Genomic DNA, 17,414 nt, shown 5'->3' with positions numbered 1-17,414 from the left:
GCTCAGTCGCGGAAAACATTCTCGCCAGGGAGTTCACTGCGGACGGCCCGAACCAGAAGTGGGTCACGGACATCACGTATGTCCCTACGCGTGAAGGCTGGCTGTACCTGGCGACGGTGATGGACCTGTACTCGCGGAAAATCGTCGGCTGAGCTCTGAATGAGCGACTTCAGACGCCGCTGTGACCAGCGGCGTTCGCGATGGCCGGAGGGCGTCGTAAACCACCAGGAGGACTGCTGCATCACTTGAATCGAGGGAGCCAAGGTTGGGGTTCCCCCGATTCTGCCCACTTGTGGTTAAACCACTATTGATAACGGCACAGGTTCGCATTCATCAACTGATGGGCCAGGTTAATGTACCGCAGTATGTAATTAGCGATGTCGGGGCCGGCACAGGCAGGCCGTCGTGCCTGCGCCGGGCAGCAGGGATAGGGATGGTCAGCGGGGGGCTGCGCGAGGCTGAAGGCTTGTCAGAACGTCGAGTGGGTGTTCCACGTGACGTTTGGCCGTCTCCACCACACTTTTGATCATGGCGTAGCTGTCGGCGCCTCGTTGGGTCTTGCTGCACTGGGAGACTTTCCGGGCGATGACCCCAGACCGCAGAGCGCGCTCTGCGGCATTGTTGGTCGGCGGGATGCTGGGGTCGTCGAGGAACCTCAAGAGGTTCCCGTGCTGGTGGTGCTTGAGTAACCCCTTGCGGAGCCGTTCATTGACCTGGCTCCGCAAGGGGGCACGGTCAAGCAGCCCGGAGACGCGAGTCTTGAGGGCGTACCCAGCGCCCCGGTACTGCACCAGGCTCATCTCATCGCGGCTGAGTTGCCGATGCAGGCTGTGCGCGTCCTGAAGGGCTTGCAGTAAGCGGGTGGCGTAGACGATGCCCTGTCAAGAGCGGCCTTCGTGTACCACCACGGCTTCTTGCACGTTGCGAATGATGTGCCGGATGCACTTCTGGTGCTTGCCGCCGGTGAATGCGGCGTGATCGTACACGTTGTACCGATCTGCCACCAGCATGCCCCCGAAAGTCTCTCCCAGCAGCTCTTTAAGCTGCTGGTGGGTATGCCGGCTGAGGATTTGGTAGAGGACGTGCTGTGGGGTACACGCCACTTGCAACCAGGCCTGAGTGCCATTGATGCGCCAGCCCGTATCGTCCCGATGCACCACGGGCGCGGCCTAAACGGCAGCCCTGATCTGCTGGTACGCCGTCGCCAGGGGGCTGGTCGGGGCGGTCGTGCGGGTGGCGGCCTGGTTCACCGCACTCTGCGTCACGGAGATGCCGCACAGCGCCTGCAGCACGTCTGGCACCTTGCGCTCCGGGAGACCCAGCCCATGGTGGAGATACGGCGTGGCGGCGATCAATCGAGGACCCAGTCGGTGGGCCGTGGCGCCCCGTTGGGTTGGGCACAGGTCAGGATGTTCGCCCCGAACATCCTTCCCACACGTCGGGCAGGTGGTCATGGGTGATCTCGGGTGCCACTTGGGGCAACTCCGTGACCCAGGCCAGGTCCGTCTTGTACGCCGCACCATCCAGCGGCGTCTGACAGAACGGGCAATGGTTCGCCGGTTCCACGTCAATGACGCGCGTGACAGTGTCACGCGCTGGAGCCCGCTTGAACGTGAACGGGCCCTGCCCGACTCGGCGCCCAGGTGGCTTGGGCTCCGCCTTCGGCTGCTCGCGGCTGTGTGGTGCGACGTAGTGCTTGACCTGGCGTTCAAGTTGCTCGATCCGCTACTTCAGGCGGGCATTCTCTTCAATCAGCACCTTGATCTGCTTGGCCTGTTCGCTATTCTGCTCGATCAGACCGGCAATCTGGGCTGCTTGCTGAGCAAGCAGCTGGAAGAAGCCTTCGCGAGTCAGCGGCTCTGACACGACCCTAGCCTAGCTGTCCGCCCCTCGCCCTGTCATCTCCAACGGGGCGGACGCTAATCACATACAGTACCGAACCCGCTGCCAGGCAGCCACAAGCTTCGCTTTGAGCACCGAGACTGAGCGGGCACAGAAGTTTCCCAGCACAGTGCGCTTCACATACGCCCACAGTATCTCAATGGGATTCAATTCAGGGGCATAGGGCGGCAGAAACACCAAGGACAGGCGTTTGTGGAGGTCGACAAACGCCTGTGTTGCCTTTACACGATGAATACCCGCGTTGTCCAGCACGACCACGATCTCCCCCTGAACGTGACGCAGGAGATGCGGGAAGAACCGGATGACGTCCGCACCGCGAATCGCCCCGGACGTCGTGTGTTGGAAGAAGCGTCCGTCCGACGTGATCGCCCCAATCGTTGAAAGCTTCTCCCAGTTCGCCCTCAGCATGACCAAGGGCGTGACACTCTTGGTCGCCCATGTCCGTCTCCGCACGCCTTTCAAGGAGAAGCCGACTTCATCCAGATAGACGAGAGTGGCAACGTCAGTGACCGCAAGCGTCACCTGCTCGTCGACACCCTGTGCCTGGTCATGGCGATCAAGGGGCATGAGGCGGATATCCAGGATCGCACCGGTACGATCCTCCTGTTGCGCGATCTGCCAAACGTTTTTCCGTGCATAGGGCACCTCTTGGCGGACGCGGGCGACATCGGAAAGCTCGCTTCAGACCTGGGGACGCACCTGGGCTGGACGATGGAGATCGTCAACCATCCCTGGCCTGGTTGGCAGGGGACCTGGGCACCAATAGACGCACCGCCACGCGTGGTGGAGGTGCCCAAAGGATTTGTGGTGCTGAAGCGCCGCTGGGTGGTGGAGCGTTCCTGCGCGTGGTTGGGCAAATCCGGGCGGATGGCGAAGGACGATGAAGCGCTGGTCGAGACCGCCGAGAACCTGGTATACGAGGTCATGATCCGCCTCATGGTGCGTCGCCTGGCAAAACGCTGACCCTGACGGTTATCAGACGCACTATAAGCTGTTTGGGCGGCCATCGGCCGGATCTCTGCACGCCCGTCATTCGACGCCCAGAGGGGGTATTCGTGATGGCCTGCCCGGCAAGTGGCGAGGTGCCCTTCCAGCTCGTTCATGTGAACGGCATCCTGTGGGCGGCTCTGGGAACTGATGCGCTGTTGATGGTGAGCGGGGTCCCCGGTGTCTTCCTCGCCGGACGACGCGCGGGTGCTTCTCGAGCGGAACAGGGGACGCACCGGGGAGCAGCCGTTTCGGAAGGTGGTCTTCCTGGCAGATATGTTGAATCTGTCGGGCCTCGCGGGCGCCCCGGCGGACCCCCGCGTTCAGGCGGCTCAGTCGGGGGAACTGTGCTGGGTCACGCTCCCCTCCTGAAGCGCTTTGGCGGGTCAGGCGCCAGGCTGCTGTGGAAAGCCGTAGCCGTCCATCCAGCCGTCCTCTGCCAGGAGGCCCAACACCACCGGAGCGCCCGTCAGCAAGGGAAGGGTTCTGGCCTGGATGGCTGTCTGCAGCCGTTCGACCGCTGCGGTCACGGCCAGGTGACCATGTGTGCGGAGCGCGTCGTGCGTCACCATCACTCGCCCAGCCCGCTGCATGCCGGTGCCGTGTACAACGGCGGAGATGACAAGCTGGTCCGGGTCCTGCTCCTCGCGGATCGTCACGTCCGTGCTGGGCGGAAAGGGCGGCTGGGCCTGGGCGATCATCTGTCGGGCCAGGTGTTTGGCAGCGGCGACGTCCATGCCTCATGGTGACAGATGGACTGTGCCGCGAGGTGACTCCTGATCTTCACGCCGGCAGTTGGAACGGTTCAGAGGCTGCTCTGGGTGTTACCTGGCAGTCAGCCGCTCCCGGATCTGGGTGAGGGTCTCGATGAGGGTGAGCAGCTGGCCGTGGCTGAGGTGCGCGAACTGCGCATCCTGCAGGGCCGCGTTGGGCTTGTCGAGCGCGTCGACGAGGGCCCGGCCCTTCTCGGTGAGGAGGGTCGGTACGCAGCGGCGGTCCGTGGTGCTGCGCTGGCGGAGCACGAGTCCCGCCGCTTCCATCCGGTCAAGCAGGCGTGTCATGTCTGGGGCGCGTTTGAGCATGCGCTCCCCGATTTCGTTGCGGCCCAGGCCGGCGTCGCCGGCGCCCCTCAGGATCCGCAGAATGTTGTATTGGCTGGGCGTCAGTCCATGCTCGCGCAGGAAGTCGCTCATGACCTCCTCGATGACGCTGACCGTGCGAAAAAGGTTCAGCGCCGCCTCTTCCTCAAGACTTCGGAAGGGGCGGCGCTGCTGGATCTCGTCACGGAGGGGCGTCATGGCCTCCAGTTTAGGTGTTATAACACCATGAAATAGTAAGCGGACCTGATGTCCGCTCCCTCGGCTCAGGCACCGGCGGCGGTGGCTTCGCGGGCGGTCTTGAGGGCTCTGGTCCACCAGGCAAGTTCTTCCAGCATCGCCTGCACGCCCGGCTGGAGGTGCGCCATGTCTTCGAGCGCCGCGCCCTGCTGCCAGGCGCCGAAGAAGTCGGCGCCCTGGATGTGCACCCCTGTGCGGATGGGGGCCATCTGGAGTTCCACGGCGATCTGGCGCAGCTGCTCAATGGCGCGCGCCGCGCCCACGGACCCGTACCCGACGAACGCGGCAGGCTTCTTGTTCCACTCGGGGTAGGCGTAGTCCAGGGCGTTTTTCAGCACACCGGTGGGCCCGTGGTTGTACTCGGCGGTGATGAAGACGTAGCCGTCGAACTCGGCGAGTTTCTGCTGCCAGCGCACGCCGACGGGGTTCTGGGTGGGCGCCCAGGCGTTGGAGGCAACTTCGTCGAAGAAGGGCAGGGGGAAGTCGCGCAGGTCGACGATCTCGAAGTCGAGGTCGGTGCGCTGCCGGGCGATGGTGTGGAACCACTGCGTGGGCTTGTCGGCGAAGCGGGTGGCGCGGGTACTGCTGATGATGATGGCGATTTTCGGGTTCGGCATGGGGGTCTCCTGGGCGGTGGGGATGGTTTCGGTGGTCGGGCGGCGATAGAGCTGCTGAAGCAGTTTCTGCAGGAAACCGGGTTGGGGGTCGGTCATGGTGACCTCGGTGAAGGGGCCAGGGAGAAGAATCATCGGCCCGGACAGTGGCTCAACCGTAGGTGTTGAGCCACCAAATGTCAATTAGTTCAATGTTTGATGAATTTGGAAGATCGCTTACCTTGACCGCCTGTCCTTGCGCTGTGTTTGTAACCTCTGTCGGGAGCCAGGAAAGCCAGCCGCTGGAAACGGCTGACGAAATGGGCACCTGGAGCCACCCCAGGCGCGATGACTTGAGAAAACCCCGAAGCTGTTCCCCGACCAATTTCGCCCCCTCCTGCTGCCCACTGGTTACTCACCCACTTCTGGCTGAGTCCCGCCCGACTCGGGCGCCGCCCCAGGCACTCTCTGCCCCAGCCCCCGCAGGCATGAGATTCATCCCCCAATCGAGCAGGTGTTTTAACGCCCATACAGAGTTCCCGTGAAAACGCCTGTCCTTCTCCGCTGGCCCCACCTGCCCGCCGAACAGTTGGGACGTGTACCTCCATACCCAGCCCGGAGCGATCCACCTCGGTCATGCCCTCCTGGACATCAACGACCTCACCGCATCCCAGCACTTTTATCGTCAGGTTACCGGCCTGACCCTGCACTTCCACAGCATGCGGGACGGCCAGTGCACCCATCGAGTCAGGGTGCGCTCCGTCTCATCATCGGACGTCCTGTGCCCGCTCAAGGCCCGCGGAGCATCACCCGCCGTTCTGCTGGAAATTTATCCAGGGTCCCTGAAGCCTGGACAGCCGCTGGCGCGCCCCGAACAACCCATCCGGCCTACAGCAGGAAACATAAGACTGAACCAGAAGGCTGTTCCCCGCGTCTCTTCACAGCCCTCTCCACCTCTCTGAGGTTCTGCCGCGCCAGGTCCGTGGCGTACCGCGTTCCCTGCCAACCTGCGAAACCCGAAAGTCCGGAACCCGCAGGCGAGCGTCAGTCCACCTTGCGCGACCACGGCAATGGCTGTCATCCACCTGGCCTGAACCGGCTGCGCCCGGGGGCAGAAGCGGCTCATGCAGCTGTCACGGGCCGGTGGTGTGGCCGCGGGCGACGCGGGCACCCGGTGGATGGGTCAGCCAGGAGCTGCGGTGGTCAGGTCTTCTTCGAGGGTCAGCAGGGACCGGTGGTCGCTGGTGTCGTCCCGCCTGGCCACGCTGTCACGGTTGAGCCTGCGTGCGTCAGTCCCGGGTGAATCACCTCCCGGATGCGGGCGTCTTCCCTGCTCTTCTCAGCACGGCGCTCCTGCTGGTCCGGTGTACCCTTGACCGGACGCTGCGTATGGGGCGTGCCAACCGGCGCCACAGGGACCCAACAGGAGGGCCAACTCAGAGGTTCAGGACCCATCACGCCGTCAGGCCAGCAGGCGCCATGACAGAGCCGGGCACGACCACGGCCCCGCGCGGAACACGGTTGCTTTCAGGGCCGTGGCGTTCGGCGCCGGGGGTCAATAATCAACCGGTTGCGTGGCGCCCCGTCCTGTGTGCGCCTGGGAGCGCCTGGGCCGGCGCGCGAGATCCGCGCCGCAGGTACCATGGTAGGGTGGCGGCCTCCCTGTGGAACTTTCTGGCTCTCCTGGCGTTTCTCAGCGGCGGCCTGTGGGGCGTTCTCCTGCTGTCTGCGCGCGCTTTTCTCCTGTTGCCCGCCACCTTGATCATCCTGGCGGGCCTGTGCTGGGGGTTTTACCGGGGTCGCTTCCGGCGGTGGCGCACTGCCGTGACCTGGGCGTATATCGGGCTGGGCCTGGGCATGCTCTGGGGGATTGGCGTGAGCGTAAAACCGCTCTGGCTTTCGGGCGCTGCGATCATGGCCGCCGCCATGCTCCTGCTGGTGCTCCCGAGTTCGTTCAACCAGCTGTTCTGGACGCTGGCTGTGCTGCTTGCCCGTCCACCAGGCTGGAGTGCCCCCACGGCGCACAGTCGTGCGGAGGTGCTCGCCTCCGGGCCATTCACCCTGCATGAGGTCTTCAAGGTGACCGAGCACGTGGAAGGCGGCGTGGTTCAGAAGGCCGAGCGTGAACTGGACCGCCTGGAATGCCGTTACCGGGGCGAGCCTGTGGAAACAGCCAGGCGGCTGCCGGAACTCGAGGACTGGGTGCTGGCCCGCTACCGGCACTACCGGGCTTTCAGGCGGCTGCCTGTGTCCCCAGAGGTGAGTCCGGCGCGCGATGTCGTGCGGGAAGAAACGCAACCGGTCAACCCGTACGGCAGTGCCGTGTGGGCCGGCCCGAAGCCACTCGCTGATTTTGAGGTGCTCATGCACAGTCCATATCACCTGTGGGTGAAGTTCCTGCAGGCGGACGCGGCCTATCAGGTGCAGTACGCAGATCGGGGCGGCCAGCAGGAGCGGCTCTTTGTGTGCGGGGCAGAGTCTGGGTATTCGGACCGGGGTGACGAACATTACCGCGAAGTCACGCAGGCGGACCTCGACCGTGACGGTCTTCTGGTGGAGACGGTCACCTTAACTCTGGGCAGCACCGGTCAGGTGCAAGGCCTGTTCGGCGACCTGGCCAGCGCGGAGTCGGAAGTGGTGCGGCGCTACCGGGCCCAGCGTCCGCCGGAGCAGGGCGTCTCGGCCTGACGCGCAGGCCGGCGGGCCAGACCCTGAGGGAACCCGTCAGGCAACCTCACGTTCCCACCCGCCGGCAGGCCTTCATCACGCCACGCGGCGCCGCGCGTCTGCTCAGCAGGCTCCTCGGAGCTGCAAGGGTGTGTGGTGGCAGGCGTCAGGCGTGAACGTGATGACAGCCCAGTCTGGGAGAGGCAGGGGAAGTCAGGCTTTGCGGCCGAAGACCTTTTCAGGCTGCATCCAGAGGAGGCCACCGGACGTCCCTTGACTGCTCCTCAGTGCCGCTCAGCTCATTGCGGCTGGTGCCAGCGGGAGAACTGGACCGGCAACCTGCTGGCGAACTGACTGTGGCGTCGCACGCACCGGACGCGGCACCTCGCCTGCTGAGGAGTCGCCCAGACGGACAGGGAGAGCGGCAACTTCTGGCCGCGCCTTTCTGTCCGACTGGAGCTCGACCCCGCGGCAGCTCAGTGGAGGTCGATGACCGCCCCGTCGTCGGGCACCAGCAGCTGGCCGTCCAGGCCCGCCTGACCCGCGGCGGCGCGCAGCGCATCGCGCGTCACCGTCATGTGGTCATATGCCTCCAGGTGAACTGCAATCACGGTGGCCTGAGGGGCGGCGGCCGCCACCGCCAGCGTCTGCTCGGTGTCCATGATGATCAGCGTGCCCTGAAACTGCGCCCCGCCGGAGTTCGTGACGATGACGTCCGGGTGATGCGTGCCGATCACGGCGCGAACCTCATCGGTCCAGATGGTATCCCCGGCGATGTAGACGGTCGGTTCGCCCTCGGCGCGCAACACAAACCCGCACACCTTTCCCATGGCCTGGCCGACCGGGCCGGTGCCGTGCTGCCCAGCGGTCCGCGTGATGTGAAGACCCCGCCAGCTTAACTCCCCGTGCAGCGGAAGAACGGCCGTGAAGCCGGCGTCATGCAGCGCGGCTTCGTCGTGCGGTTGAGCCACCACCGGCAGGCTGGTGGGAAGCTGCGGGGGCGCCAGATCGATATGGTCGCGGTGCAGATGCGACACCAGCACGAGTTCCACTCCTTGAATGACGTCCTGGGCGGGCATGGGCAGTGGAACCGTGGGGTTGAGGCTGCGCCCGGCGAGGGCCGGCTGGCTGTGCAGTTCGGCGAGGGACGGGTCGATCAGAAGGGTCTGTCCCGCGTAGGTGAGGCGCAGTGTGGCGTTCCGGATCAGTTGAAGGCGCATGGGACACTCCATGAGGGATCCACCCACCACGGGGCGCAGCCCGGGTGAGGCGAGAGGAATCAGCGCTGGCCGGACCGGACCGGAGCGCCAAACGAGCTGGCTTCTGCGGCGAGTTTGTCCCGCAGCCGCTGCAGCGAGGCGATCTGCGTGTCCAGGACGGCGACCTTGCGCAGGTAGAAGGCGGTCATTTCCTCGAGGGGAAGGTCGTCTGGCCGGAAGCCACCGCCAAAACACGGCGACCACCGCCGCACCTCGTCAAGCTTGAAACCGACGCTGAGGAACAGCTGAATCAACCGCACCCGGTCGATGTCCTCCGGGTGGAACGCACGGTAGCGGTTGTCCTCGCGTGAGGAGGTGAGGAGCCCCAGCTGATCGTAGTGCCGGATTGCCCGGACACTGACGCCGGTGGCCTTCGCCAGCTGACCGATACGCAGGGTCTCCACACAGGCAGGATAAACCCTGACATATGCGTCAGAGTCAAGCGGTCATGGTCGCCCCTGGCTTCAATGGGGCGCGAGTTGCGCGCCGGCACCACTCCGGGGTCCGGCGCCGGTCCTGCTTCCGGCCCGGAGCAGGGAACTGGCCGGCCTCAGAAAACCAGAGGGCTTTCTCTCCGCCTCCTGGAACAAAAGGCCGCGCCGCAGCAACCCCAGCTGGTCACCGCGGCGCACAGCTCTAGCAAGACCGGGCCTGGCGGGTGGCTGGGGTGCCGGCGCGTGTCCACTCGGGCGCCCCAGACGGCAGGCGAAAGGCCCTGGTCTCAGGTGTGCCGGATCAGCACCTGCCAGTCCCGACCTGCATGCCTGACCGTCTCGTCAACCTGAAACCCGACCCTGGCCGCCAGCCGCAGGGACGGTGCGTTCTCCGGCTGAATGATGCAGAAGGTCCGGCCTGGCCCCAGCGCCGTGTCACGCCAGTCGAGAACGGCCCGGACCGCCTCCGAGGCGAAGCCCTGCCCGTGGCACCAGGGCATGAGGACCCATCCGGCCTCCGGCACGGCGTCCAGGGCGGGCCGGCCGGTCAGCAGGTCCCGCTTGAACCGGGCGGTGCCCACCTCGCCCACAAACCGGCCGGAGGTCCGTTCGAAGGCGAGCCAGTACCCGAAGCCAAACAGCGCCCAGTGACCCGGGTGCCGCAGAAGCCGCGTCCAGACTTCCTGCCGGGTGAGGGGCGCACCCGTGGTGTACCGCGTGACGTCCGGATCACTCCATAAGGCCGCGCAATCGTCAAGATCGCTTTCCTGATGTCCGCGCAGGAGCAGGCGTTCGGTGTGCAGAACAGGCGCAGAAGGCATGCTGGAGTGTAGACCGTCCCTTGCGGTTGCCCGGCCTGCACGTGAGCCCTGCAGCCCGTCCTGGAGCGCCAACAGTGTTGTTCTCAGCCCGCAGGCACCCTACCCCCGCATGACCACACCGGCATTCATGTCACACGCCGGCGCCCCACCATCAGGCGACCCTGGGCAGCGACGATCCTGACCTGTGTTCATGTACCCAGACCGGAACAGAGCGGGACGGACAGGCCGGATTCACAGGTTCTGAGGCCCTCCGCCCGGCCCGTCAGGATGAAGACACTGATGAACACCACCACACGACAATCACGGCCGTCCGGGCCCGCCTTCAGGACCGCGCAGTTTCACTTCGACACCGGGCCAGCCGCTCTGTTCGACCGCGTTCGTTTCCAGTTGCAGGGCCGGCGGAAGCTCAGGTTTCATGCTGCCCACACCCGGCGGCACCTGGCGGAAGGTGGTGCGCCGGTTGGTGTTCTCCAGGACTTCGACGCGGAGACGTGGACACTGGTGGCGGCCGGGGTGCGGACCGATACGGGAAAATTCGTGAACTCCACCTGGCTCCGCGAGGTGGACGACCACTCCTGGTGGGTGGTGATCGGCTTCGGTGACACCATCGAAACGGTCACCCAGACTGAACCCCGGGGCGCTGGCCCGGACATCGTCACCGCCGGCCCGCTTTACCGGCGCGTTCAGCAGGTCAATGAAGCGCTGCTGGATGCAGACGACTGAAAGACCCAACCTTCAGCGCCAAGGCGCCGTGCCCTTCCGAAAACGGCGCAGCGTCAGCGGCTGCAGCCCGGCCGCCTGGGCGCCGCAGACGTTCTGCCTGACGGGCCGCTCCGGACGGCTGGGGTTCATCCTCAGGCTCAGGCTGAGGCTGGTCCGCCCTGCCAATGGAACGCGTAAGCTGCGCGCATGCTGCATTTGAACGCTCTGCTCTCGGCCGCCTTCACGGTCTTCTTCTCCTGGGAAGAAGCGCAGTGGCTTCCCAGCGGTGACCCGTGGCACATCGCCACTGCCGGTCTGGGCGGCCTCGGGGCCCTGCTGGTGCTGCTGCACACCGTGCGCTCCGGTGTGGGCACACGCCCAAAGGATTGAAGCTCCACTGAACAGCCCTCTGTGGGCGCCGCAGGAACTGGTCCGGAACGCGGCAGGCCCTGGCCCACGCCGCCTGCATCCCGGAGCGTGCAGCCAGAAGGATGCGGCACGCCTGTAGCGCGGCGGGCCTGCTGGCCCTCAGGTACAGCAGACGGATGACCTTGTGCCTGCCCGGGCCACAGTCCTTCCGCTGAAAAAGGATGCCCCGCGCTGGCCCCCCGGCACCGGTGTGCTGGGCCGGACCAGGTGAGCCCGCTGATCCAGTCCTTCATCTATTCTGAAGTGTGCCTGACGTTCCCTTCTCAATTCCCGGTGCTGCGGGTGAGTTCCTCCAAACCCTGATCCACACGTCATCCGCCGGGGCCGCGCTGTTCGACCGGAAGATCCACTACCTGGCCCTCAACGCCACCCACGCCCTGGCCAACGGGCGGCACGTGGAGGAACACGCCGGGCAGAGCCTCGAAACCATGGCGCCCAGCCTCGCCTTTCCCCTGACTCGCCTGCTCCGGAAGGTCTTCGAGGAAGGACAGGCCCTTCAGGGTCAACGGGTGATCCGGGATGTTCCCGGGCAGCCAGGCCAGCTGCAGACCTGGACGGTGGACCTTCTTCCCGTGCCCGGGGCGTCGGGGGAGGTGGCGGCCGCCTGCGTCCTGTTCACTCCGGCCGACCTCCGCAGCGCGCAGGCCCCCAACCATGTTCCTGAGCGGCTGTGGGACCTGACCCTGACGCTCCCCCGGGCGCAGTCCGTGGAGGCCGTCGTGAACGCCGTCATGGAGGAAGCGGTGCCGTTGACCGGCGCGGTGGCTGCGGGTATGAGCCTGCTGAATGAGGAGCGCACGGCCCTGAAGGTTCTTGGTGCCACGGGGTACGACGCATCCACCCTGCACGCCTGGCCGTCTGTGCCCCTCACGCTGAACATCCCTGCGACCACCGCGGTGAACGAGGCCCGGACGCTGTTTCTGACCGAATCTGACCTTCGGTCTCTTTACCCGGACCTCGCCGTGGCGCCCACGTACGCCGGCATGGCCCACGTCGCCTTGCCCCTCGTGGATGACGACACCGTTCTGGGGTGCCTTACCCTCGCCTTTCCGAACCGCTCCCCGTTCACGCCATCGGAACAGCGGGTCATGACCGCACTGGCCGCCACGTGCGCCGGCACCATCACGGCGCTCCACCGCCGCGCCGCGGAGCAGGCTGCCCGGCAGGAGCTTGAGCGCACAGCGGCCTTTCTGAACAGCGTGATGAACGGCGCCCCCAGTGGAATCGCGTTCGTGGATCTCAAGTTGCGCTTCATTCAGGTCAACGCGGCCTTCGCTGAACAGACCGGCCACCCCGTGACCGCCCATCCAGGCGCACGATGGGGTGATGTCGTCCCCGGCTGGGCAGCGATTACGCAGGCCCTGGCCATCACCCGGCAGACCAGACAGGGCTCACGGCAGACGGTCACCGCGTCCCGCCCTGGCGGTGCGGGCGATCAGGTGATGGAGATGGAGGTTACGCCGGTCCTGACGCTGCGGGGTGAGCTGCTGGCCCTCAAGTGCAGCGTGACCCCCCTGTCCGTTGCCGCCCAGGAAACCCAGCCGTCACTTCCCTAGCCCCTTGAGATCCGGATGGAAGTCAACGCCGGGTTGACAGTTACCGGGAGCCCAGGCACCCTGCTGGCGGGCGCGGCGGTTCTTGATGACTGGCGGCCACGGGGCGACAGCCGGAAAGGCAGGCCGTCAAGCCTCTGTCAGGTGATGCCCCTCGCCGGGGCGGGCGCTTCACGCCTCGGCGCCGCCTCCCCTGCCCTTTTCGTCGTCAAGTGGCGCGGTCGGTCCACACCATTCAGGTCATTTTCCGGCAGGCTGAGGCGCCGACGGACCCAGCAGCTCACGGCCCGCCCACCGACCCCGGACCTCCAGAACCGCAAACCGGGCAAACAGCTCCTCGGTGTACCACGCTTCGCGGCGAGTTCGAGCGATCACCTCGCGGTGCGAAGCGCTCCCGTACGCGAACGCCTGCATGTCCTCCGAGCGGCGCCAGAGACTGAACGTGGCCTGGTGAAGGATGGGGACTTCGCCCAGCCCGACGGTTGCCAGCAGACCTGGCTGGGCACAGAGGTGCCGCTGAGACGCCGGCACGGCCCGCCAGAACCTCACCAGTCTTGAAGGCCGGATCGCGGCGCGCGTCAGTACTGCGATGGGGCCGTCCGCACGTTCGGATGGGGACGGTGGAATCCCGAACGGGTCGGCGCCGCCCCAGCGGCCATGCCACCGTTCCGGGCGGAGCACGACCGTGCAGCTTTCGCTCGTGAGCGCCCGCTCCTGGGCGCGCCACTCCCCACCCTCGAAGGCATTCATTGCCTCAGGGGAGGACCACACCGCAAACCGGGCCCACCGGGAGAGATCGGCGCTGAGAGTCAGGGTGCTGCCGCGTCCAGTGCCGAGAAGCCGGTAGAACGTCAACCCTGGCACCTGACGCAGGTCACGGTGGTCGGTGCCCATGCGCCTGAGGCCCTGCCGCGCCGCGTGAGGGGGGTAAGTGTTGAGGGTCAGGGTCACTACTGAACTGGCGGGTCGCACCAGGCCGTGCGACGGCGCGCTCTGGAACATGCCGGGCTCTCCTTGGCGGGTCAAGTGGCCCTCAGCATAGGCGCTCGCCGGACGGCTGAACTGTGCGAACGACCGGGTCGGCTGCACGTCTGTCGCTGGGCGCCGCCCGGACCCTGCCCGTGAGGGGGGCAGTGACGGTCACCCGGCCTGAAAGTTTACGCCTGGGCCTGGAGCCCCCCTGAATGAACCACTGTTGAACCTGTTCCAGCTGCATGGTTGCGTGCCTGACGCGTTTGTTCACCTCTCTGCGTCTCACCTGCAGAACCGCAGGGGTGGTGTCTCGGCTCAGGGCTGGCTCACGCTGCCCTGCGCGTTCGGTGCTTCAGCTGTGGCCGCGCCCACGGAACGAAGCTGCTCGCCGTGCAGTGGACATCAGGCCCCGGTGTACCATCGCCCTTCGCTGCCCATGACTGGCGCCTCCGGGCCGCTTAGATGTGTTCTGCCGGAAACACCCGCTGGTCCACGAGCCCCAGTTCCTCGTCGTAATTCAGTTCCGCCAGGGGAACCAGTGAACCGTAGCGCGGCTCGGCGAACCAGACCACCTCACCGTGGAGTTCCAGGTGCGCTTCGCCGTCTTCCAGGGCCGCCGCGACCGCCCACCGGGCCCGTTCATCCGGCAGGAGTGCCGCCAGGTCGACGCCCTGGTCCGGCGCCGCGCCGCGCACCGGCACGTGGGTCGGCACAATCCACTTCTCCAGCGGCACCCGGCCATCCTCCAGCGGCCGCAGCCTGTTGTCCTGAATGAGGTTCAGCAGGTGCGCTGCGGCGGCCTCCCACGCGACGGGGACCGTCATCTCCCACGCGGGCACCTGCACAAACGCGCCCTGGTCGCCACAGACTACGGTGAAGAACACACGCTCGGCGTCCGGCACGACCGCGCCGAGGGTCGCGCCAAGGGGCATGCTGGCCTGCCACGCGGACACACCCTGAGCGGCCAGCGCCTTCAGGTTTCGGATGGTCATGGCCCAGCGTACGCTGCGCGCTGCTCCTGTTCAGCTCCAGCAGGCCCGGCAGTTCCCCCCTGACCCCTGAATACCGGACGCTCATTACCCGCCTATCCGAGGGATGGCGCAACAACCTGCCTGCGCTGCGGAGCCCGGAACACCCTGGCAGACAAGGAGGGCGTGTGGATACCGGACCGGACGTCAACCGTCGCTGGACGTCGAGAACAATCGCGCACCTGCAGCCACATACGCCCTGCGGGTGTGAAAGGACGCCAAACCTCAAGACCCCACGAAGTACGCATGAACCCACATCAACGCCGTTCTCAGGGGGGGGCCAGGGTCTCCGGTCAGACTACAACCAGCTTAAAAGAGCACCCGGCCGAGTGAAGCCGGAAGTCCCGCGCCCGATGTGTCCTGCGTCGGGCGCTTTTCTGCCCTGAGGAAAGGGGCGGCAACGCAGTCTGCGCGCCCTGTCCTCCGCTTACGCGTTCTGGTCAGGGCCGTAGAGGGGAGCCTCCAAAGGTTCAGTACGCCGACGCGCAGACCTCTTCTGGCTCTTCTGCACTGGGGTTCCCCGCGTAGACCCTTCTCCTTTGCCCCGATCCCTCTGCTGATCGGAGGGTTCGTCAGCCTGAAACTGCGCCGGGACAGAGCGGCGTCGGTCCTAAACGGCCGGTCCGTCACTGGACTGATGCCCGGCAATCCGGCCTCCAGGTGCGCCCCGCCCGCGTCCGGGCGTCGCATCCACGCGTTCCATAAAGCCGGGGACACCCCACGCTGCTCAGGCCTGCCGCTTCACCGGGTCCGGTTGTGCACCCGCGCTGGGGTCAGGAGCAGGAGGACAGGAAGAACGGCGTGGCCTCACCACCCGGCTCTGTGAAAAGCCCTGGCAACAGAAACCTCCCGTTCCGTTGTGAATCAACGTCCCTGCATCCAGCAATCGGAGGCACAGACTGTTTTCATCTGGCCTTTATCATGGAGGCATGACGGTTCCCCGGCGCTTTCTTCTCATTGACGACAACCCCCACGATCAGTTGCTCGCCAGAGAGGCATTCGCGGAACTCTGCCCCGACTGTCACCTTACCTCTGCCAGCGACGGCCCTCAAGCACTCGAAATCCTCCAGACCACCGACGACCTGCCGGAAGTCATCCTGCTGGACATCAACATGCCCCTGATGAACGGTTTCGAAGTCCTGCAGGCCCTGAAGACTGACACCCGGCTGGCCCCTATTCCCGTCGTGATGATGAGCACCTCCGGCGCCCCTGAGGACGTGACGGCCGCCTACACCCTCTATGCCAGTTCATACCTGGTCAAAGCCCAGGACTTCCCCGCCTTCGTGAACCAGATCGAGTGCTTTCTGCGCTACTGGGCCCACTGCCGGACCATTCACGCCTGAAAGCTGCAGTTCCGCACGGTCCGAGTTGTCTCCTGAATCAGGCCGTCGCTTCCACTTCCGTTTTAGAAGTCCCCACGCAACCGACGATGACGGCTCGCCCAGCAGAGGGTGGTGGGCGGTAAGGCGCCAAGGAACAGTGGAATAGCGGTGTACAAGGTCAGTCCCGCCACCCGGCCAGCCCTGGAGCAATTCATGGTGCCCCAACGTCAGCTGGCGCCACATGCACGAGCACCCTAAATGTCAGCGAGCCTGAGGTTCACCGGAGCACCGTACCTGCCGCGCACGGCATGGTGCGCGGCTGCGCTTGAAACAAGCAAACCATGACTGGACGCAGTACGTGGGAGGAGGCAGGCCAGATCCAGCAGCGGCCAGTGCAGGCTTTCGGCACCCCGATATTGCCGCCCGCCGGAATCGCAAACCTCACCCCCACCAGCCTCCCCAGCCTTCACAAGCATCGCAGCCACCCGCCTGGGTCGTCCAGCTCTTCGGCTCCGCTCCGAGCGCCTGCATGGCGTTGAGGGCACGGCGCAGGCTGACGCCCGCAGGTCAGGCCGTTATCGTTGATGCCAGCCACGCGGCGATGGCGATGTAGAGCATGCAACCTGTGACCTACAGGGGACTGAGCCGACCGCTGCTCGGCCTGCCGCAGCACCCTCAATGATGAGGTGACGCCCGCCCCACTCCCCGGCGCCTGAACCCCCATGCCTGGCCTTGACGTAACGCATACACGCGCCGAACACGAGGAAGTGGCCGAACTGGTCGCCAGTGGCCGCGGGCAACTCAGTCTGGGCCGGTTGAGGATGCCCACAGGTCTGTCCGGCACCCCAGTCGTCGGAAACGAGTGCCCCTCGTTGGAACAGCATGAGACCGTTCATATCGACCAGCACAGCAGCCGACGGTGTGGCGAGCTGGTGGAATAACACCAGGTTGGACCTCGGCCGGGTGGCAAAAAATTATCGCCTGACCATTCTGAGCTGGCTGGGGGTGAGGCCCCTCCCAAAGAGCGGCGCCCCCGGTCCCTGAGCGTTCCAGGGCAGGCTCGGTGACCTTAGAGGCGGGGATCACCCCCCTTCGTCACAGCGTTCCTCAGCCGTTCCCGCCCCGCAGCAGGTCAGGACGCTCCCAGGAGCACATGCCCTACTGACCCCGCATATGCCTGCGGTGGAAGTGACCGGCTGATCCGGCGGGATTCCTAGTTCTCTGCCGGCCCAGGCGCCTCCGTGCGGGAAGCCCCATCACCACATATCAGGCGTGTTTCTTCAGACTTCTCGATCCCTTCCTGTGGGCGTGCCTGCCCGTCACATGGTTTTCTCTACCGTGGCGGTACACAATAGACCGCACCACCACTGCGCAGACCGTCCCGCTGTTCCTCACCCCAGGAGGCCCA

Annotated in this window: 17 protein-coding genes and 2 pseudogenes; 7 read left to right on the top strand and 12 right to left on the bottom strand. The window is 65.7% G+C overall.

Annotated features, from left to right (window positions below):
* Positions 1-20: 20 nt before the first annotated feature.
* Positions 21-149: pseudogene (locus LAJ19_RS20075) on the top strand (DDE-type integrase/transposase/recombinase); the annotation flags it as partial.
* Positions 150-437: 288 nt separating this feature from the next.
* Here LAJ19_RS20075 and LAJ19_RS20070 read toward each other — a convergent pair.
* The 4 genes and pseudogenes from LAJ19_RS20070 to LAJ19_RS20060 all read right to left on the bottom strand — a co-directional run bounded on the left by LAJ19_RS20070 (position 438) and on the right by LAJ19_RS20060 (position 2,469).
* Positions 438-1,157, bottom strand: a pseudogene (locus LAJ19_RS20070) (IS66 family transposase).
* Positions 1,158-1,169: 12 nt separating this feature from the next.
* Positions 1,170-1,301, bottom strand: a complete 132-nt coding sequence (locus LAJ19_RS21785; protein ID WP_255639957.1) for a hypothetical protein — start codon at positions 1,299-1,301, stop codon at positions 1,170-1,172.
* Between the two features lie 424 nt (positions 1,302-1,725).
* A complete protein-coding gene (locus LAJ19_RS20065) occupies positions 1,726-1,866 on the bottom strand; it encodes a hypothetical protein (RefSeq protein ID WP_225524778.1) in 141 nt (46 codons plus the stop codon).
* A 57-nt stretch (positions 1,867-1,923) separates the two neighbouring features.
* Positions 1,924-2,469, bottom strand: coding sequence for an IS630 family transposase (locus LAJ19_RS20060; RefSeq protein WP_432804271.1), 546 nt, complete (start codon positions 2,467-2,469; stop codon positions 1,924-1,926).
* On the opposite strand from LAJ19_RS20060, the gene LAJ19_RS20055 reads away from it, so the two are divergent.
* A complete protein-coding gene (locus tag LAJ19_RS20055; RefSeq protein WP_225524777.1) occupies positions 2,452-2,865 on the top strand; it encodes a transposase in 414 nt (137 codons plus the stop codon). The two genes, LAJ19_RS20060 and LAJ19_RS20055, sit on opposite strands and share 18 nt — an antisense overlap.
* A gap of 410 nt (positions 2,866-3,275) precedes the next feature.
* Here the strand turns inward: LAJ19_RS20055 and LAJ19_RS20050 are convergent, their stop codons facing one another.
* The 3 genes from LAJ19_RS20050 to LAJ19_RS20040 all read right to left on the bottom strand — a co-directional run bounded on the left by LAJ19_RS20050 (position 3,276) and on the right by LAJ19_RS20040 (position 4,843).
* Positions 3,276-3,626, bottom strand: coding sequence for a hypothetical protein (locus LAJ19_RS20050; protein WP_225524776.1), 351 nt, complete (start codon positions 3,624-3,626; stop codon positions 3,276-3,278).
* An 87-nt stretch (positions 3,627-3,713) separates the two neighbouring features.
* Positions 3,714-4,187, bottom strand: a complete 474-nt coding sequence (locus tag LAJ19_RS20045; protein ID WP_225524775.1) for a MarR family winged helix-turn-helix transcriptional regulator — start codon at positions 4,185-4,187, stop codon at positions 3,714-3,716.
* A 65-nt stretch (positions 4,188-4,252) separates the two neighbouring features.
* Complete coding sequence (locus tag LAJ19_RS20040; RefSeq protein ID WP_225524831.1) at positions 4,253-4,843, bottom strand: NADPH-dependent FMN reductase; 591 nt, start codon at positions 4,841-4,843, stop codon at positions 4,253-4,255.
* A gap of 1,626 nt (positions 4,844-6,469) precedes the next feature.
* Here LAJ19_RS20040 and LAJ19_RS20035 point away from each other — a divergent pair.
* Positions 6,470-7,507 (top strand): hypothetical protein, encoded by a 1,038-nt coding sequence (locus tag LAJ19_RS20035; RefSeq protein ID WP_225524774.1) that lies wholly within the window; start codon positions 6,470-6,472, stop codon positions 7,505-7,507.
* A gap of 455 nt (positions 7,508-7,962) precedes the next feature.
* On the opposite strand, the gene LAJ19_RS20030 is transcribed toward LAJ19_RS20035, so the two are convergent.
* The 3 genes from LAJ19_RS20030 to LAJ19_RS20020 all read right to left on the bottom strand — a co-directional run bounded on the left by LAJ19_RS20030 (position 7,963) and on the right by LAJ19_RS20020 (position 10,000).
* Positions 7,963-8,706 (bottom strand): MBL fold metallo-hydrolase, encoded by a 744-nt coding sequence (locus LAJ19_RS20030; RefSeq protein ID WP_225524773.1) that lies wholly within the window; start codon positions 8,704-8,706, stop codon positions 7,963-7,965.
* 59 nt (positions 8,707-8,765) lie between these two features.
* The gene (locus LAJ19_RS20025) at positions 8,766-9,149 is read right to left on the bottom strand and encodes a MerR family transcriptional regulator (RefSeq protein ID WP_225524772.1); all 384 of its coding nucleotides are present in this window, start codon (positions 9,147-9,149) and stop codon (positions 8,766-8,768) included.
* Between the two features lie 317 nt (positions 9,150-9,466).
* Entirely contained in the window at positions 9,467-10,000 is a 534-nt protein-coding gene (locus LAJ19_RS20020) for a GNAT family N-acetyltransferase (RefSeq protein WP_225524771.1), read from the bottom strand.
* Positions 10,001-10,279: 279 nt separating this feature from the next.
* Here LAJ19_RS20020 and LAJ19_RS20015 point away from each other — a divergent pair, with 279 nt between their 5' ends.
* The 3 genes from LAJ19_RS20015 to LAJ19_RS20005 all read left to right on the top strand — a co-directional run bounded on the left by LAJ19_RS20015 (position 10,280) and on the right by LAJ19_RS20005 (position 12,687).
* On the top strand, positions 10,280-10,723 hold the full coding sequence (locus tag LAJ19_RS20015) for a hypothetical protein (RefSeq protein WP_225524770.1): 444 nt from the start codon (positions 10,280-10,282) through the stop codon (positions 10,721-10,723).
* Between the two features lie 186 nt (positions 10,724-10,909).
* Entirely contained in the window at positions 10,910-11,092 is a 183-nt protein-coding gene (locus tag LAJ19_RS20010) for a hypothetical protein (protein WP_225524769.1), read from the top strand.
* Positions 11,093-11,376: 284 nt separating this feature from the next.
* Positions 11,377-12,687, top strand: coding sequence for a PAS domain-containing protein (locus tag LAJ19_RS20005; protein WP_225524768.1), 1,311 nt, complete (start codon positions 11,377-11,379; stop codon positions 12,685-12,687).
* A 237-nt stretch (positions 12,688-12,924) separates the two neighbouring features.
* On the opposite strand, the gene LAJ19_RS20000 is transcribed toward LAJ19_RS20005, so the two are convergent.
* Both LAJ19_RS20000 and LAJ19_RS19995 read right to left on the bottom strand, forming a co-directional pair.
* Positions 12,925-13,710, bottom strand: a complete 786-nt coding sequence (locus LAJ19_RS20000) for a hypothetical protein (protein WP_225524767.1) — start codon at positions 13,708-13,710, stop codon at positions 12,925-12,927.
* A gap of 404 nt (positions 13,711-14,114) precedes the next feature.
* On the bottom strand, positions 14,115-14,648 hold the full coding sequence (locus LAJ19_RS19995; RefSeq protein WP_225524766.1) for a hypothetical protein: 534 nt from the start codon (positions 14,646-14,648) through the stop codon (positions 14,115-14,117).
* 965 nt (positions 14,649-15,613) lie between these two features.
* Here LAJ19_RS19995 and LAJ19_RS19990 point away from each other — a divergent pair.
* Positions 15,614-16,027: a response regulator gene (locus LAJ19_RS19990; RefSeq protein WP_225524765.1), complete on the top strand. Its 414-nt coding sequence runs from the start codon at positions 15,614-15,616 to the stop codon at positions 16,025-16,027.
* Positions 16,028-17,414: the final 1,387 nt, after the last annotated feature.

It is taken from the genome of Deinococcus taeanensis (assembly GCF_020229735.1).
Taxonomy (GTDB): Bacteria; Deinococcota; Deinococci; order Deinococcales; family Deinococcaceae; genus Deinococcus; species Deinococcus taeanensis.
Note: the sequence above shows the minus strand (reverse complement) of the source record. Positions and strands in the feature narration are given on the sequence as shown.

What these genes read in the sequence shown, in the direction of transcription:
- LAJ19_RS20030 (WP_225524773.1), bottom strand. Translation starts at nt 8,706, where the DNA reads ATGCGCCTTCAACTGATCCGGAACGCCACACTGCGCCTCACCTACGCG.
- LAJ19_RS20060 (WP_432804271.1), bottom strand. Translation starts at nt 2,469, where the DNA reads ATGCCCCTTGATCGCCATGACCAGGCACAGGGTGTCGACGAGCAGGTG.
- LAJ19_RS20020 (WP_225524771.1), bottom strand. Translation starts at nt 10,000, where the DNA reads ATGCCTTCTGCGCCTGTTCTGCACACCGAACGCCTGCTCCTGCGCGGA.
- LAJ19_RS20015 (WP_225524770.1), top strand. Translation starts at nt 10,280, where the DNA reads ATGAACACCACCACACGACAATCACGGCCGTCCGGGCCCGCCTTCAGG.
- LAJ19_RS19990 (WP_225524765.1), top strand. Translation starts at nt 15,614, where the DNA reads ATGACGGTTCCCCGGCGCTTTCTTCTCATTGACGACAACCCCCACGAT.
- LAJ19_RS19995 (WP_225524766.1), bottom strand. Translation starts at nt 14,648, where the DNA reads ATGACCATCCGAAACCTGAAGGCGCTGGCCGCTCAGGGTGTGTCCGCG.
- LAJ19_RS20050 (WP_225524776.1), bottom strand. Translation starts at nt 3,626, where the DNA reads ATGGACGTCGCCGCTGCCAAACACCTGGCCCGACAGATGATCGCCCAG.
- LAJ19_RS20055 (WP_225524777.1), top strand. Translation starts at nt 2,452, where the DNA reads ATGGCGATCAAGGGGCATGAGGCGGATATCCAGGATCGCACCGGTACG.
- LAJ19_RS20010 (WP_225524769.1), top strand. Translation starts at nt 10,910, where the DNA reads ATGCTGCATTTGAACGCTCTGCTCTCGGCCGCCTTCACGGTCTTCTTC.
- LAJ19_RS20040 (WP_225524831.1), bottom strand. Translation starts at nt 4,843, where the DNA reads ATGCCGAACCCGAAAATCGCCATCATCATCAGCAGTACCCGCGCCACC.
- LAJ19_RS20045 (WP_225524775.1), bottom strand. Translation starts at nt 4,187, where the DNA reads ATGACGCCCCTCCGTGACGAGATCCAGCAGCGCCGCCCCTTCCGAAGT.